Genomic DNA, 15,560 nt, shown 5'->3' on the forward strand with positions numbered 1-15,560 from the left:
ACAGTGAGAGATCTCCTCAATCTTGGTTTGTGCCAGCATTCGGAGATCGCTCACTGCGTTCGAGATGACAGGGCATGATACAGTTTGATGAATGCTCCGGGAAAACCTTAGTAACTTCAATTGTCCAGCAGCTTTATAATTAACTCGTTTTTATTCCTCACTCTGTATTTGGATTTTAATGATTCGATCTTGTCTTCGATGGTTCTTGGTGAAAGATTCATGGTAAAAGCAATTTCCTTTGTGGTTTTTCCGCTAATCAGTAATTGGGCACATTCGATTTCTTTCAAACTTAAAGGCATCTTACTTGAACCGGAGAGGGATTGTAGAAAAGAGGCCCTATGGCAGTCAGGGAGCTTGCCAACTTCCGTGCTGTTTTTTTCAAAAGAAAAACGCTGACTATAGGCACTACACAACTCTTCATCCTCACTGACTCTTGTTTCAAAATACTGAGTAAAACGCTCAAGCAGATCCAGATTATTGATATAAGTTTGATGAATACCAATATTGCTCAGATGAGTGCCAAAATGATAATAGTCGGAATACTCAGCAGTTTGTTTGACCAGGGTAAACACATGCCTGAAATTATAATGAGCTGAATCCTGCAGCATGGCGGCAGTTAGGCCGCGACAATCAAGTATATCCCAGACGATATACTGCCCAAAATCAATGGATTCAGACTTGATCTGCACGCAGGGATCTCCTTTGTAATACTCTTTTTTTGCATAGTTCTGTACAAAATCAGGGTGATTACAGAGTAATGAAAAATCATTTTCATTGTAACTTCTGATGTGTGAAAAAGTACTGATATTGAGGTGCTGCAATGGGTTGCATAAAGTTTGTATTTTTTCAGAATGCGAAACAAGAGGGTGTTTTTTGAGCTGTTTCATCATGCTATTCATGGTTTTTACTCTCTTTAATCATACCGGCTTCATCTCGCTTTTAAGTTCCATAGCCGTTGATAGCTCAAATCCAAATGTCCGATAAAAATCTTTAGCGCTGGCATTACCTTGCCAAACAAATAAACCGACAGAGACAAAATCGCGTCCTTTAATTTTATTAATCAGATGGTTCATAATCAGACTGCCAATTTTCTGTCTTTGATACTGGGGATGAACGCATATGTCATAAAACATGCACATTTGTCCGTCTTCTAAAATTCGTCCGAAAGCGATCAACTCGTTCTGCTCTTTGATATAAGCGATATGGCTGGAAGCACTAAGTACAACCTGCCATTTCTCAGGTGAAGAAAAGAAATTCTTGCCCCAGCCTACAAGTTCAGTCAGATGATTAATTTCATTCAGTCTGATAGCATGCTTTGATTCACTGATAAAATATGCCATGGTGTCTCCGCTCAATAAGATAGCGCAATTATACAAGTCAATTGATCAAAAAATAACCGTAGTTTTTCGGTATCACAAAATTTTCTGACTCCATGCTCATGGTAGCCAGCTTAGTCAATCTATCTAAGTTGATGACATAAAAGCTCAACCCTCTCGTCCTACGTTCCCCGCTTTATGCCTGAGGGCTCCCCTCATTTTTTATATAGTCAGCGGATGACTTAACAATTGCTCAACAGGTCTATTTTCGTGTCATTCCCGCGAAGGCGGGAATCTATTTCTCAAGGTAATTCCTAACGTTTGTTTGCAAGATGGATTTCCGCCTACGCGGAAACGACACTATTTAAAGTCATTTTGGTCTTATAAGCTACGTATTTATTTGAATGAAAAAATGAGGGGAGCCCTCAGGCTTTATGCGGGAAGCCGAGGGGAGGCGCCTGCACAATTAGCAATGTGTTTTCTGAAAAATATGCTAACATGCTTCCGATTTTTTTAAAGAAATCAGAACGAATTGATAAAAATGTCATATGGAGAAATGCATGTTAGATTTAAAAAAAAACTGCTTTAGCGGTTTTAGTGTCAGTAAGCAGTGCAGGTTTTGCGGGAACAATGGGACCTGTCTGCCAGCCAGGTAATGTGACCGTCCCATGCCCATCCAGCGCCTGGGATTTTGGGGTTCAGGCCTTGTATTTAAAACCAAGTTATAGCGCCAACGCTGTTTATGTCGGCTATGTACTGAACGGCGATCGTCAAATTCGGAATGAATTTGAACCGGAATGGGATTGGGGTTTTAAACTGGAAGGATCTTATCATTTCAACACTGGCAATGATATCAATGTGAACTGGTATCATTATAAACAAAGCACTCGTCGTTCTTTTACCTTGTATAGTTCAACCTTTGAAGCCAATGTCCCTTACTCCACCTGGATTGAGCCTAAGTGGGATGCAGTAAACTTTGAATTTGGCCAACATGTTGATTTTGGAGAATATAAAGATATTCGTTTTCATGCTGGTTTTCAGTACTTGCGTCTTGAGCATGATATACAGAATGGCGTGACCGGAGGAGCAGTTCATCCATTCAATCTGGAGTTTAAAGGATTTGGTCCACGGATCGGTATGGACATGGCCTACAACTTCAATGATGCGTTTGCCATTTACGCCAATAGTGCAGCTGCTTTATTAGTCGGTGATAGTGACGCCAACGGATACTCAGCAGCAACAAGCCTGTATATTTCGTCCAGTAAATGGACCACAGTTCCAGAACTGGAAGCCAAAACGGGTATCAAATACAATCATTTATGCGGAAGCGGCGTACTGACTGCCGATGCAGGTTACATGTGGGTGAATTATTTTAACGCCCAGCATTCTGTTGATATCGCCGATGAAACCAATGTCGCGTTTAATGGGCCCTATATTGGCCTGAAATGGCTTGGCAGCATCTAAAGTAAACCCGGTTGAAACCGGATGTATCTGAACTGTGTGTGACTAGCAGCCCGATTATCGAAGCGGGCTGCTGATTTAATTACTTACTGTTTACCAGGTTTTTCATCTTATCGCCGAGAGCATTGGCTGTATTGCGGCATACTTTCGATAATTCATGTGTATAATCTCCGAAACTTGCTCGACCGCTTTCAACATCGTAAAGAGCACCCACAATGCCAATTTCATTTTGATCCAGCATAATTCTTAAAATTTCGCTATCCTGATAAATTTGCTGCAGGGTGTTCGCAATATTAAGCGATGTGACATGGCTTACAAATTGTCCATTCTGACTCGTACGATTTTCTGTCGTTTCAGTTTCAGCATTTACCGCTGGTTTAATTTTTGCGAGCAATTCGGTAATATGTCCTTTTTCGACATTATCACAGGCAGCACCAATCGCTCCGCAGCGTGTGTGGCCAAGAACAACAATCAGTTTGGCGCCTACTACGTGACAAGCGTACTCAATACTTGCCAGCACGTCATCATTAACCACATTGCCTGCTACACGAACGCAGAAGAGATCTCCAAAACTCATATCAAAGATTGTTTCAACCGGAACACGTGAATCAATACAGCCGAGAACAACGGCCATTGGATGCTGCGTTTTGGCCGTTTGTTTGATATCTATTTTAGGATTACGGTGTATACGCGTGTCTTTAAGAAAGCGCTGGTTTCCTTCACGCAGCAGGTTCAAGACTTCGACTGGTTCAAGTGTGGCCAGCACGTCATAGGTAGTTACATTGATGAAATCGATGTAATTGTGAATATCATAATGCTCCTTGAACCCCATGAGATTGAGCGATATCTGTTTCAGAGGCGCTTGCTCATCCTTAAACTCTTTAATCTGCTCAATAATTTCTTTATCGATATAATTGGTATAGCGAGCATCGATAATCAATTGAGAGTTTCGCGGAATAGAATTGAGCTCACTTATCAGCGAGGCCTTATTCAGGAAAGAAATCTGCTGAGGAAGTACCAAACGGTTGACTACGCCGTTAGGATAGTTTTCCTTCACGATGTCCAGTCTGGCCTGGCTGTTAGTTTTAAGAATATAGAATAAGCTTATTGCAAGACCAATGCTTATTCCTGCCAGTAAGTTAAATGCGACGATACTGATTACTGTCGCGATGAACGGAATGAAGCGATCCATTCCCTGCTCATAGACTGATTTATAAATAGCGGGTTTAGTGAGTTTATAGCCGGTATAGATCAATATGACTGCTAAAGAGGATAGAGGAATCTTGTTTAACCATCCTGGAATAAGCATCACGGCCAGCAACAGGAACACACCGTGGAGAATAGCCGACATTTTGGTTTTTGAGCCGGCCTGCACATTAACCGAGGTGCGAACGATAACTGAAGTAATTGGGATTGCTCCGACCAGGCCTGCGGTAAAATTACCAACGCCCTGGGCGATTAATTCCTGATCTTTTGAGCAATAGCGATGCTTGGTATCAAGCTTTTCACCTGCCTTGACATTAAGAAGACTTTCCAGGGAGGCAACAGTTGCGATAATAAAAGCATAAAGGTAAACCTTTGGATTCTTCCATGCAGACCAATCAGGAAATTGCAATTGATTGAAGAAATCTGCGAAGCCATCATGTTTGGGAATGTTGACCAGATGAGGATTATTTTGAGCAAGGGTAGAGCCAAGCGTAATGAACAGTTCATTGAGTAAAATACCGGCCAGAACGACAACAATCGGAGCTGGAATTCCCTTAAGCCATTGGGTTTTAGTTTTTTCAAAATAGAACATTATGGCCAGAGAAATCACAGAGATGATGATCGCGCCGGTATTGATATGGTAACTTAAGTCTGACAGGGGACTAAATGAGAAGCTTTCTGTCGTTTCCAGCAAATGGGCCTGTAATTCCTTTGACTCAGTCGATAAAGTAAATGTAAAAGGGATTTGCTTGACAATGAGCAAGATACCAATTGCACAAAGCAGGCCTTGAACCACATTGGACGGCACATAATCTGCAACAAATCCAGCTTTAAAAGTGCCTACTAACACTTGTAACATGCCGGCAAGAACCAGTGCTAACAGGAAAATATTATAATCACCCAGCTGTGTGATGGCTGCCAGCACCACCGCCGCCATACCCGCCGCCGGACCGCTCACGCTCACCTGAGAACCACTCAGGCTGCCAACTACAACTCCCCCGATTATTCCGCTTAACAGTCCCGCAAAAAGAGGGGCCCCTGATGCAAGAGCAATTCCAAGGCAAAGTGGAATTGCTACCAGGAACACTACGATGGCGGCAACCACATCAAATTTAAAACTGCGAGATCGATAAACCCGTAGTTTTCTCATGTTGTTGATAATGTTTTCAGTCATAATGCTACAGAGATTTAGTGATTTTCCCCAATGTTAGCGCAGTTTGCACATTTTGTTAACCCTTTTCTTTACAAAAAAGAAATATTTCTTAACTTGACATAAATTTTGATGTTTGAGAGTTTAGGCACTGCTCAACATACCTGGTTCCCTCATGCAGTTGTTATCTCTAAGCAATTTTCAGGAGTTGCTAATTCAGTCTGGCACTCAGATCAAATTATCTCAACTTTATCTAACGAAAAATCATATCAGACTACTTGCAAATTATTTAAACAAAAATCGCAACATCAATTCACTTTTTATTGAGAACTGTTCTATTAATGATGATTTATTTGCTGAGCTGGCTGAGTTCTTCACCAGAAAAAATACGGAGCTGCATTTGATCGGTGACATCGTTAATGCTAATAGTCTCCGATGCCTTGAAAAAAGATCTCCCCAGTTCACGACGCTGGTTTTACAAGGTCAAACCGCTATCGAACACGAGACAGCCTTAGCCATAATTCGAGTCATTAAAAACTCTCGGAATCTGAAAAAAGTAATTCTGGGTTCGCTGAGTGAACAAAGTGTTATTGTTTTGACCGATTTTTTCAAAAGTTCAAATACCATTACGGATCTGGAATTCAGGCATACAAATTTTAACATGCAGTCTGGAGAAAAACTTGCAGCGATGTTGTCTGAAAATGCAAGGATTCAAAATCTCTCTTGGTGTAACTGCCGAATGGATAAGATGGGTCTCTCCATGTTGACCAGGGTGGTAATTCAAAGTAATAACTTAATCGATATTAAAATTAATGGAGTGTCGCTGGCCTCTGAGAATTTATATCAACTTCGGATTAATGAGGATGAGGATACTTTAGAATTCTACAGAACAATGGCTGTACACCTCAAACGTGACCAGCGTATCAGACAGCTCTGGCCTGAAGTTGAGAATGCCATAGGAAATAGAGATATTTTGAAAATGGCCACACTGTTCTCCCAACTGAAAGCCAGGGATTTACCGTCTGATACCAGATTTGAGATTATTGAGGGCTTTTGGAATTTGCAATGCAGCATCTCGGAGCCAGATGTAAAAATTGCTTACTATCGTCTTATGTTATGGTTATTGCGTGAGGAGCAGAATTGCCCGTTTTACCAGCAAATAATTCGCAGCTGTGCCAGGCAGTTACAAACACATGAGAATAAGCAATTAGTCAATTTAGATTCAACGATGCTTGGATTGTATAATGATTCTCTCGCGAGTGGAGTGGTATTCAATATTGAGGCTTTTATGGCTGGCTTATATCAGTTGCCAATATTGGAATTATTAGAGAAGGATCAGGCGCTTCTCAATAATTTTGCCATGCGAGCAAAGCTCTGGTCAGTTTCTGATTGTATCTTTGGCTTTTTCTATTCAGTATGGGATTCTGCGAATAAGTTTTTAGAGCAAGGGCTTGAAGAGGGTGGGCCTGTATTAAGTTAGTTTCAATTGTATATCACACTGTCATCCCCGCGAGGCATTGTTGTGTAATAGAACCAAGCAGCAAACCTGTTGTCTTTGCGAACAAAGTGAAGCAATCCAGCTCGAGGCTTGAACAAAGCAAGGAGCTGGATTGCTTCGCTGACGCTCGCAAAGACGATTTTTTATGCCCCCATTTTCATTTACGCAACAACTCCCCGCAAAGGCGGGATCCATCTTCGCGGAAATGACAAAACTCCTTACTCAACACCCTCCAACTCAGCAATCGATTCCTCATCAATCACGGCTTCCCCTGTTGAATGAGCTGTTAGCAGTTCCGATTCAAGATTCTTGAATTGCCATAAATCCTGATCCATCAGTTGACTGGGTTTAACGCTTTGCAGGGCATGCAAAATGTTACTGGGAATTTTCGGGTTTTCTTCAGCAAGCTGATCAATCAATTTGCCTATTTTTTTTCTTGCCAGATTTTCCTGAGAACCGCAAAGCGTGCAGGGGATAATCGGGAAAGCCTGCTCATTGGCAAAAGTAATGATATCTTTTTCCTGAACATAGGCTAAGGGTCTTATTACAATATGTTTCTTATTATCACTTAAAAGCTTTGGCGGCATGGAACGTATGTCGCCATTGTACAATATGGACATCATTAAGGTGCGAATCAAATCATCGCGGTGATGGCCCAGAGCGATTTTAGTAAAGCCATTCTCTTCGGCATAGCGATAAATAATACCCCGCCTCAGTCTTGAACAAAGAGAACAGTAAGTTTTGCCTTCTGGTATTTTCTCTTTGACGATGCTGTAAGTATCACGGGTTAAAATTTCATAGGGGATCTCTTTTTCCTGAAGCCAGGCATGCAGCGCCCGATCATCCCAGCCCGGCTGGGCCTGGTCAAGTGTAAAGGCAAAAAGATCAAATTTATGATTTGAACGGCGTTTTAAACTGTGCAGTAAAGTTAATAAGGTGAAAGAATCTTTACCACCTGATAAACATACCATGACTCGATCGCCACGCTGAATCATGTTGAAGTCTGCAATTGCCTTACCAGTGTAATGTAAGAGTTTTTTTTCGATAAATGTGGGTGTCGATGACATAATAATATACAACCTAAATTCAAGTTTTGTTGAAGGCTAAGCGCATCATAGCCTGTCGAAGTAGTAATTAAATAAAGCTTAATGCTTCCAAACTAAGGATGGCGTCGAACTGGCCCCGGGTTAGGGGGAAATGTGCTTATTCGTGTTGTGGCCAGCCAGGCATTAACTTCCTCAATGTCGTTGGCGTTCAAAGTACCTGCAAGATACTTTAAATTCAGTAAAGCGTTGATCAAATCATACTGATCACTGGCGAGCTGCCGCTGCGCTTCAAACAGACGTTGCTGTGCATTCACCACATCAACCATTGTACGGGTTCCCACCTGAAACTGTGCTTCAGTACTTTCCAGAGAGTTCTGGGTTGAAATCACCGTTTGTCGGTCGGCCTTCACCTTACTGATTCCGTCAATAATTGTATTAAAGGCAATACGGCTATTCACTTCTACGTCGCGATACGTTCTTTCCAGTTGTTCACTGGCTGATTGAAAGTCAAACTGTGCCTGGCGGGTTTGTGACTGAACCAGACCACCCTGGAAGGCAGGAAAATTCAATGCCAGTGCAACATTTGAATTGCTCTGTCGTGATGGAATGAAGAAAGAACCATTGCCTGCTGCATTATGCGTTTGACTGCTGTTACCCTGAATGGTAAGCGTTGGCCAATTGCCCGCAGCCTGAGCCTTAATATTTTCTCGTGCCGATAGCAGATTATACTTGGCTGCAAAGAGATTATAATTCTGGTTCAAACCCAGATCTATCCATTCGTTCACATTATCCGGTTCGGGTTTAATCAGTGGGATGCGGCTGTCACGTAAGGGAGCCAGATATTCATAAACATGATTAGTCAGCTTGCGTAAATTTTCATTTTGGTTAATCTGATTATTTCGCGCACTGATTACTTCTGCCACTGACTGATCATAAGCTGCCTTGGCCTCATAGACCGAAGTGATCGCGTCCAGACCTACCTTGAACCGCTGCTCAGCCTGATCAAGCTGTCTTTTGTTGGCCCGTTTTTTCGCTTCAGCAAAGTTAAGCGTATCTTTGGCTAACAGGACATCAAAATAAGCTTTCGCAGTGCGCAGGATCAAATCCTGTGCTGAATTATTAAAAGTTGCCTGTGCCGCTTTAACGGATGCTTTTGCCTGCTGAACTTTGGCCCAGGCCTGATAATTGAATACCGCCTGAGACGCAGTGACCTGCCATTGATTACTGTTGTAGGTCTGCTCGACGCTCGCGCTTTGGCTTCTTACATCTTCCACATTCCTCGCAACCTGAGCTGTCGTTGTCAACTGAGGGTAGAGCGCTGCACGTGCCTGAGGAAGCGCTTCGTTACTGGACATGTAAGTGCTGTAGGCTTCTTTAAAAATCGGATCATTTTCCAATGCCTGATGGTAAATATCCATCAAATCAGCTGAATAGGAAATTGTGCATAAACCCACACTCAAAAGACAGCTTAGAAGCGTTTTTTTCATTGAGCAAGTCCTAGAAAACAAATTCTTTGGGTTTTAATCTGTCTACCAATGGAGGAATATTAGTATCAAACAGGAAGGTTTCATGCCATTGATTATTGTGATCAAGAGTATGCAGCTGGCATTGCATAACTGGCTCTCTGCCCACGATAGTAATTAATTTTCCACCCGGCAGAAGCTGAAGACGTAATGTTTCAGTGACTTTTTCAATAGCGCCTGTAAATACGATCACTTCATAGGGCGCTTTATCAAGCCAGCCGCGGCTCGCATCGCCAGTGATTAGCTCGACATTACTCACATGATGCGTTTGCAGATTCTTTTTGGCCATACTGGTAAATTCAGCATAATAATCAATTGAAATTACTTTCTTACAGAGCTGGCTTAGCAAGGCACTGAAGAAACCAGTGCCTGTTCCGACTTCAAGAACAGTTTCATTTCCGCTCAGCTTTAAAGTCTGTAAAATTTTGCCCTCTTCGAGCGGCGTGAGCATGCGCTGACCATGAGGTAGCGGGATTTGCATATCGGAGTAGGCAAATTCCTGCATATTTTTAGGTACAAATTCATGACGAGGAAATTTGTCATACAGAGCCAGGATGTTTTCATTTAAAACATCACCTGTTCTTAATTGCTGTTTGACCATATTTATTCGAGCGTTTTGACTAATCATTGAATCTTACCATCTACTTAAGTGACTTAGGCCTTGCTGAGATTTGGCGTGATACGATGCCGCGCCTGAAATTTCAGAAGCTCCTAGGTTAAAACGTTACTGGCATTTTAGCAAGATTTACCAGCGGGCGCGATTATTATCCGCATAATAATTCATTCTTTTTTTGCAAAATCCCTGAGTGCTGCATCGATTTTCTTCACTTCTAGTGAACAAAGAGAGAATTTGTTATGATTGCATCAGTTTTTTAAATCTGGGAGAACAGCGTGCTTGAGCGATTTTTGGATCATTTGCATTCCGAAATAAATAACCTGAAAAAAGAAGGTTTATATAAGTCCGAGCGAATCATTAGTAGTCAACAGCAAGCAGCGATCGAAGTGAATGGCAAAGAGGTCATTAATCTTTGCGCAAATAACTATCTGGGTCTGGCCAACAGCCCCGAGCTGATTGCAGAGGGGCAAAAAGCCCTGCAAACCTATGGATACGGAATGGCCTCTGTTCGTTTCATTTGCGGAACGCAAACGCCTCATAAGATGCTGGAAGCTAAAATCAGTGAGTTTCTCGGAATGGAAGATACCATTCTTTACTCATCCTGTTTTGATGCGAATACAGGCTTATTTGAAACACTGCTCGGAGAAGATGACGCAATTATCAGCGATGCCTTAAATCATGCCAGCATTATCGACGGCGTGCGTTTATGCAAGGCGAGTCGTTATCGCTATGCTAACAATGATATGAAGGATTTGGAGCAACAGCTGATTGCCGCCAAAAATGCTCGTTTCAGGTTAATTGCGACAGATGGCGTTTTCTCTATGGATGGTATTATTGCCAATCTTCCTGCTATTTGCGATCTTGCGGATAAATACGATGCCATGGTCATGGTGGATGACTCCCATGCGGTGGGATTCATGGGGGAAACCGGACGAGGTACTCCGGAGTATTGCGGCGTGACAGATCGCATTGACATTATCACCGGAACTCTTGGAAAAGCGCTAGGAGGTGCTTCAGGCGGCTATACTTCTGCCAATGCTGTAATCATAGATTGGTTAAGACAGCGTTCAAGACCTTATTTATTCTCAAATACTCTTGCTCCGGTAATCGCTCATTCTTCTATTGCGGTTCTTGAGCAATTAGAGCGAAGTAATGAATTGGCGAATAAGGTAAAACAAAATGGCCAATATTTTCGCAAGGCAATGACGGCGCTAGGTTTTGATCTGGTTCCTGGCGAACATCCAATTATTCCCGTAATGCTTGGGGATGCCGCGCTCGCTGGAAAAATGGCGGATTTATTATTGGCTGAAGGAATTTATGTCATTGGTTTTTCTTTTCCGGTTGTACCAAAAGGCAAGGCCCGAATCAGAACGCAAATGTCAGCAGCTCATGAGACTCATCATTTGGATCGAGCCGTAGAAGCTTTTGCCAAGGTTGGAAAACAGCTTGGTGTCATTCAATAAAGAGAAAACCCTCTCTACCCCGCGGGGAGAGAGGATTTTTAAAATATAGACAAATCGATGGGAGCACTATGAAATCACTGGTAAAAGCCAAGCGCGAACCTGGCATATGGATGCAGGATGTTCCTGTTCCAGAATACGGTGTAAATGACGTTTTAATTAAAATCCATAAAACTGCGATTTGCGGAACTGATATTCATATTTATTCCTGGGACGATTGGGCGCAGGCGACTATTCCTGTTCCAATGACAATAGGTCACGAGTTTTATGGCGAAATTGTCGAAGTAGGGAGGGAAGTCCAAGGTTTGAAACCAGGACAAAGAGTATCCGGAGAAGGACATATTACCTGTGGTATGTGCCGTAATTGCCGTGCTGGTAAGCGCCATCTCTGCCGTAATACTCTGGGCGTTGGTGTGAATCGTCCGGGTTGTTTTGCTGAATATCTGTCAATGCCTGCCAGCAATGTGCTGGTTTTACCGGATGATATAAGCGCTGATCAGGCCTCTATTCTCGATCCTTTCGGAAATGCGACGCATTGTGCCCTGGCCTTTGATGTCGTGGGGGAGGACGTGCTGATTACCGGTGCCGGTCCTATCGGAATTATGGCTGTGGCGATTGTGCGCCATATCGGCGCAAGGCATGTGGTGATTACTGACGTCAATGATCACCGTCTTGAGCTGGCTCGTAAAATGGGTGCTACCGCTGCGGTGAACGTAAAATACCGTTCCATTAAGGATGTAATGGAAGAGTTGGGTATGCAGGAAGGTTTTGATGTGGGGCTTGAAATGTCCGGGAATCCCATGGCTTTGAATGACATGATGAAAGTGATGAATCATGGCGGTCATGTGGCCATGCTGGGGATTCCTCCTCAGGAAACAGCCATCGACTGGAATCAGGTGATTTTCAAAGGTCTGGTGATCAAGGGGATCTACGGACGTGAAATGTTTGAGACCTGGTATAAAATGATTGCCATGTTGCAAAGCGGCCTGAATATTTCTCCGGTAATTACCCATCATTTCCCAGTAGATGCTTATCAGGATGCTTTCCAGATAATGGCTTCCGGGCAATCAGGCAAGGTTATTCTGGATTGGTCATAAGTTGAATTGATAATAACGAGAGCACAATGTCGCAATATATTTTTACAATGAACCGGGTCAGTAAGATAGTAGATAATCAACGAGCCATTCTCAAAGATATTTCCCTTAGCTTTTACCCCGGCGCCAAAATTGGTGTTTTGGGCTTAAATGGTTCGGGAAAATCCACCTTATTAAAAATCATGGCTGGTGTGGATCAGAATTTCGATGGAGAAGCAAGGCCGCAACCAGGGATCCGTATCGGCTATCTGGCTCAGGAGCCTGAGCTTGATCCTGAAAAAACCGTCAAGGCGGTTGTTGAGGAAGGAGTTGCCTCTATTAAAGATAAACTGACTCAGTTTGATGAGATCAGCATGCGTTTTGCCGAGCCAATGAGTGATGACGAGATGAATAGTCTTCTCGAGAAGCAAGGTGTGCTGCAAGACGAAATTGAAGCATGCGGCGGCTGGGATCTGGATAGAAAGCTGGAAATTGCAGCGGATGCCCTGCGTTTGCCTGACTGGGATGCCAAAATCCAGAAACTTTCGGGAGGTGAGCGTCGACGTGTAGCGCTCTGCAGATTATTGCTTTCCAGTCCCGATATGTTATTACTGGATGAGCCTACCAACCATCTGGATGCTGAAAGTGTCGCCTGGCTTGAGCGCTATCTGGAAGAATTCCCGGGAACAGTAGTGGCTGTTACCCATGATCGTTATTTTCTCGACAATGCGGCTGAATGGATCCTTGAGCTCGATAGAGGAGAGGGTATCCCTTATAAAGGAAATTACAGCGCCTGGCTCGAGCAGAAAGAAGCTCGACTGGCTATGGAAGAAAAACAGCAGGCGGGTCATGAGCGTGCATTGAAAGCCGAGCTGGAATGGGTCAGAACGTCACCCAAGGGAAGACATGCCAAAAGTAAGGCAAGACTTGCCCGTTATGAAGAAATGCGCTCCAGAGAATTTCAAAAACGTAATGAAACCAACGAACTTTATATTCCGCCCGGCGATCGCTTGGGTGATCTGGTAATTGAAGCCAATAACATTTCAAAAGCTTACAGCGATCGTTTATTGATTGATAACTTGAGTTTCAAGCTACCAAAAGGCGGTATTCTCGGTATTATTGGTCCTAATGGCGCAGGTAAATCCACATTTCTTAAAATGGTGACTGGACAAGAACAGCCGGACAGCGGTGAAATCCGAATTGGCGAGACGGTTAATCTTGCGCATGTGGATCAGTTCCGTGATCATTTGGATGACAGCAAGACTGTATGGGAAGAAATTTCAGACGGTTTGGATATCATGCAGGTCGGATCTTTCCAAATGCCTTCCCGTGCCTATGTGGGGCGCTTTAATTTCAAAGGCACTGATCAGCAAAAGCGTTTATCGCAGCTTTCTGGTGGAGAACGAAATCGGGTTCATCTGGCCAAACTATTGAAAAGCGGCGGTAACGTCCTGCTTCTTGACGAACCCAGTAACGACCTGGATGTTGAAACCCTGCGCTCGCTGGAGGAAGCTATCCTGAACTTCCCGGGTTGTGCCATTGTTATTTCCCATGATCGCTGGTTCCTGGACCGCATTTGTACGCATTTAATGGCTTTTGAGGGGGATTCTCAGGTAGTCTTTGTAGAAGGAAATTACAGTGATTACGAGGCTGACAGAAAGCGGCGTCTCGGTGATGAGGCCAATCGTCCTTCGAGAATCAAATACCGTCGTTTGAAACATTAATATACTACTCTGCTGCATTACAAGCTTTACCAAGGCTCGCAATGCAGTGGATAATGACTCCGGTCGCCTGGTTTTTGACAAGCAGGCGTTATTGCATTAATGAAAATAGGTACAAAAACTGTCTTTGCGAGCGTTAGCGAAGCAATCCAGCACTTAACTTTGTTCAAGGTTCGATCCGGATTGCTTCACTTCGTTCGCAAAGACGACTGGTTCTATTGATGCAACAATGCCAGCAAGCTACGGTACATTGATATAGTTACTTTGATAATTGAATCCTGTGTGGAGATTTCTAAATATGAATAAGTTGTTTTGGCTGGGGCTAGCCTGCTCCGTGGGGTTGACCGGCTGCGTTGAATTTGATGAGTCAACCTATATTACGGATGATGCCGGAAAAGTTCACCATACGATTCACTATACTAAAGACAAACGAGGACGTGATCATTTTCCCGTTAAAGCGACGGCTACAGGCAGAAAGCAATTTATTTTCGACCCGAAAGCCTATGCATGGGCCGCTTATGATGAAGAGGGCAATCGGGTTATGACTGGGGCTGCTTCTGGAGGTAAAGACTTCTGTGAAGATGTCGGCCAGCCTTGCCGTACAGTCACCGGTACATTCCGCGTTTATAATAAGCGAGGCATTAATTGTCTTTCTGGTGAGTATCCAGTGGAAACAACCGGCGGGGCAAAAATGCCTTACTGTATGTACTTCTATCGCGGGTTTACAATTCATGCAGGATATGAAGTGCCTTATGGCAATTCAAGTCATGGCTGCGTACGAGTGTTCCCAAGTGCAGCCAAGTGGCTGAACGAGCAATTCATGACCATAGGTACAGGCGTGACCATTCTTCCTTATTCTGATGATGAAACAACGAATGGATAATCCAGAGCCCGGTGGTTTGCAACCGGGCATAGCTCGATCAACGTATGATTGAGTTATCCAATACTTTTCGCGCTTGCTCATCTCTGTGCTTCTGAACAGCTTTTCGATATTCCGGATATTTATTACCCAGAATTGACGCCGCCAGGATGGCCGCATTGACTGCACCGGCTTTACCCACTGCTAAAGTTCCTACTGGGATACCCGCTGGCATTTGTACAATAGAAAGCAGCGCGTCAAGACCGTCGGTGAAGGTGGAGGAGGGCATAGGCACACCTAAAACCGGCAATAGCGTTTTGGAAGCGACCACCCCTGGTAAATGGGCAGCTCCTCCGGCTGCAGCAATAAATACCTCAACACCGCTTTCCTCTGCTTCTTTAAGATAACTGAATAAGGCATCAGGGGTGCGATGCGCGGAGAGCGCCCGGACTTCATGCGGTATAAGCAAGCCTTCAAGTGTTTTGCTTGCTTCTTCCATAATTGTCCAATCCGATTTGGAGCCCATGAGAACAGCAACTAGTGGAGTTGACATATCGATCCTTTTTTTAATTGTTAAAACTCAATTTTAGCAGAGAGCTTATTGAACTGTGTCATTCCCGCGAAGGAATCC

Annotated in this window: 13 protein-coding genes; 6 read left to right on the forward strand and 7 right to left on the reverse strand. The window is 43.6% G+C overall.

What is annotated here, in order from left to right; genetic code table 11:
• Window positions 1–116 precede the first annotated feature (116 nt).
• Together E1O89_RS01300 and E1O89_RS01305 are read right to left on the reverse strand one after the other, a co-directional pair.
• On the reverse strand, window positions 117–899 hold the full coding sequence (locus E1O89_RS01300; protein WP_133138582.1) for a helix-turn-helix transcriptional regulator: 783 nt from the start codon (window positions 897–899) through the stop codon (window positions 117–119).
• 18 nt (window positions 900–917) lie between these two features.
• Window positions 918–1,340, reverse strand: a complete 423-nt coding sequence (locus tag E1O89_RS01305; RefSeq protein ID WP_133138583.1) for a GNAT family N-acetyltransferase — start codon at window positions 1,338–1,340, stop codon at window positions 918–920.
• Between the two features lie 606 nt (window positions 1,341–1,946).
• Here E1O89_RS01305 and E1O89_RS01310 point away from each other — a divergent pair.
• On the forward strand, window positions 1,947–2,780 hold the full coding sequence (locus E1O89_RS01310) for an Lpg1974 family pore-forming outer membrane protein (protein ID WP_165483036.1): 834 nt from the start codon (window positions 1,947–1,949) through the stop codon (window positions 2,778–2,780).
• Between the two features lie 79 nt (window positions 2,781–2,859).
• On the opposite strand, the gene E1O89_RS01315 is transcribed toward E1O89_RS01310, so the two are convergent.
• Window positions 2,860–5,157 carry a bifunctional SulP family inorganic anion transporter/carbonic anhydrase gene (locus E1O89_RS01315; RefSeq protein ID WP_133138585.1) on the reverse strand — a complete coding sequence of 766 codons (2,298 nt, stop codon included), beginning with the start codon at window positions 5,155–5,157 and terminating at the stop codon, window positions 2,860–2,862.
• 151 nt (window positions 5,158–5,308) lie between these two features.
• Between E1O89_RS01315 and E1O89_RS01320 the strand changes: the two genes are divergently transcribed.
• Window positions 5,309–6,613 (forward strand): hypothetical protein, encoded by a 1,305-nt coding sequence (locus E1O89_RS01320; protein ID WP_133138586.1) that lies wholly within the window; start codon window positions 5,309–5,311, stop codon window positions 6,611–6,613.
• A gap of 236 nt (window positions 6,614–6,849) precedes the next feature.
• On the opposite strand, the gene ttcA is transcribed toward E1O89_RS01320, so the two are convergent.
• The 3 genes from ttcA to E1O89_RS01335 all read right to left on the reverse strand — a co-directional run bounded on the left by ttcA (window position 6,850) and on the right by E1O89_RS01335 (window position 9,828).
• Window positions 6,850–7,698 carry a tRNA 2-thiocytidine(32) synthetase TtcA gene (ttcA, locus tag E1O89_RS01325; RefSeq protein ID WP_133138587.1) on the reverse strand — a complete coding sequence of 283 codons (849 nt, stop codon included), beginning with the start codon at window positions 7,696–7,698 and terminating at the stop codon, window positions 6,850–6,852.
• A 92-nt stretch (window positions 7,699–7,790) separates the two neighbouring features.
• Window positions 7,791–9,164, reverse strand: a complete 1,374-nt coding sequence (locus tag E1O89_RS01330; RefSeq protein WP_133138588.1) for a TolC family outer membrane protein — start codon at window positions 9,162–9,164, stop codon at window positions 7,791–7,793.
• Window positions 9,165–9,174: 10 nt separating this feature from the next.
• Window positions 9,175–9,828 carry a protein-L-isoaspartate O-methyltransferase family protein gene (locus E1O89_RS01335; RefSeq protein WP_133138589.1) on the reverse strand — a complete coding sequence of 218 codons (654 nt, stop codon included), beginning with the start codon at window positions 9,826–9,828 and terminating at the stop codon, window positions 9,175–9,177.
• Between the two features lie 263 nt (window positions 9,829–10,091).
• On the opposite strand from E1O89_RS01335, the gene E1O89_RS01340 reads away from it, so the two are divergent.
• The 4 genes from E1O89_RS01340 to E1O89_RS01355 all read left to right on the forward strand — a co-directional run bounded on the left by E1O89_RS01340 (window position 10,092) and on the right by E1O89_RS01355 (window position 14,953).
• Window positions 10,092–11,279, forward strand: a complete 1,188-nt coding sequence (locus E1O89_RS01340) for a glycine C-acetyltransferase (protein WP_133138590.1) — start codon at window positions 10,092–10,094, stop codon at window positions 11,277–11,279.
• 68 nt (window positions 11,280–11,347) lie between these two features.
• Window positions 11,348–12,373: an L-threonine 3-dehydrogenase gene (gene tdh, locus E1O89_RS01345; protein WP_058508686.1), complete on the forward strand. Its 1,026-nt coding sequence runs from the start codon at window positions 11,348–11,350 to the stop codon at window positions 12,371–12,373.
• 26 nt (window positions 12,374–12,399) lie between these two features.
• Window positions 12,400–14,073, forward strand: a complete 1,674-nt coding sequence (ettA, locus tag E1O89_RS01350; RefSeq protein WP_133138591.1) for an energy-dependent translational throttle protein EttA — start codon at window positions 12,400–12,402, stop codon at window positions 14,071–14,073.
• 295 nt (window positions 14,074–14,368) lie between these two features.
• A complete protein-coding gene (locus E1O89_RS01355; RefSeq protein WP_112219963.1) occupies window positions 14,369–14,953 on the forward strand; it encodes a L,D-transpeptidase in 585 nt (194 codons plus the stop codon).
• A gap of 37 nt (window positions 14,954–14,990) precedes the next feature.
• Here the strand turns inward: E1O89_RS01355 and purE are convergent, their stop codons facing one another.
• Complete coding sequence (purE, locus tag E1O89_RS01360; protein WP_112219964.1) at window positions 14,991–15,482, reverse strand: 5-(carboxyamino)imidazole ribonucleotide mutase; 492 nt, start codon at window positions 15,480–15,482, stop codon at window positions 14,991–14,993.
• Window positions 15,483–15,560: the final 78 nt, after the last annotated feature.

This window comes from Legionella genomosp. 1 (assembly GCF_900640215.1).
GTDB classification, from domain to species: Bacteria; Pseudomonadota; Gammaproteobacteria; order Legionellales; family Legionellaceae; genus Legionella_C; species Legionella_C quinlivanii_A.

Bases quoted from the DNA above. Each gene is read 5' to 3' on its own strand.
- E1O89_RS01300 (WP_133138582.1), bottom strand. From the start codon at position 899: ATGAATAGCATGATGAAACAGCTCAAAAAACACCCTCTTGTTTCGCAT.
- E1O89_RS01305 (WP_133138583.1), bottom strand. From the start codon at position 1,340: ATGGCATATTTTATCAGTGAATCAAAGCATGCTATCAGACTGAATGAA.
- E1O89_RS01310 (WP_165483036.1), top strand. From the start codon at position 1,947: ATGGGACCTGTCTGCCAGCCAGGTAATGTGACCGTCCCATGCCCATCC.
- E1O89_RS01315 (WP_133138585.1), bottom strand. From the start codon at position 5,157: ATGACTGAAAACATTATCAACAACATGAGAAAACTACGGGTTTATCGA.
- E1O89_RS01320 (WP_133138586.1), top strand. From the start codon at position 5,309: ATGCAGTTGTTATCTCTAAGCAATTTTCAGGAGTTGCTAATTCAGTCT.
- ttcA (WP_133138587.1), bottom strand. From the start codon at position 7,698: ATGTCATCGACACCCACATTTATCGAAAAAAAACTCTTACATTACACT.
- E1O89_RS01330 (WP_133138588.1), bottom strand. From the start codon at position 9,164: ATGAAAAAAACGCTTCTAAGCTGTCTTTTGAGTGTGGGTTTATGCACA.
- E1O89_RS01335 (WP_133138589.1), bottom strand. From the start codon at position 9,828: ATGATTAGTCAAAACGCTCGAATAAATATGGTCAAACAGCAATTAAGA.
- tdh (WP_058508686.1), top strand. From the start codon at position 11,348: ATGAAATCACTGGTAAAAGCCAAGCGCGAACCTGGCATATGGATGCAG.
- ettA (WP_133138591.1), top strand. From the start codon at position 12,400: ATGTCGCAATATATTTTTACAATGAACCGGGTCAGTAAGATAGTAGAT.
- E1O89_RS01355 (WP_112219963.1), top strand. From the start codon at position 14,369: ATGAATAAGTTGTTTTGGCTGGGGCTAGCCTGCTCCGTGGGGTTGACC.
- purE (WP_112219964.1), bottom strand. From the start codon at position 15,482: ATGTCAACTCCACTAGTTGCTGTTCTCATGGGCTCCAAATCGGATTGG.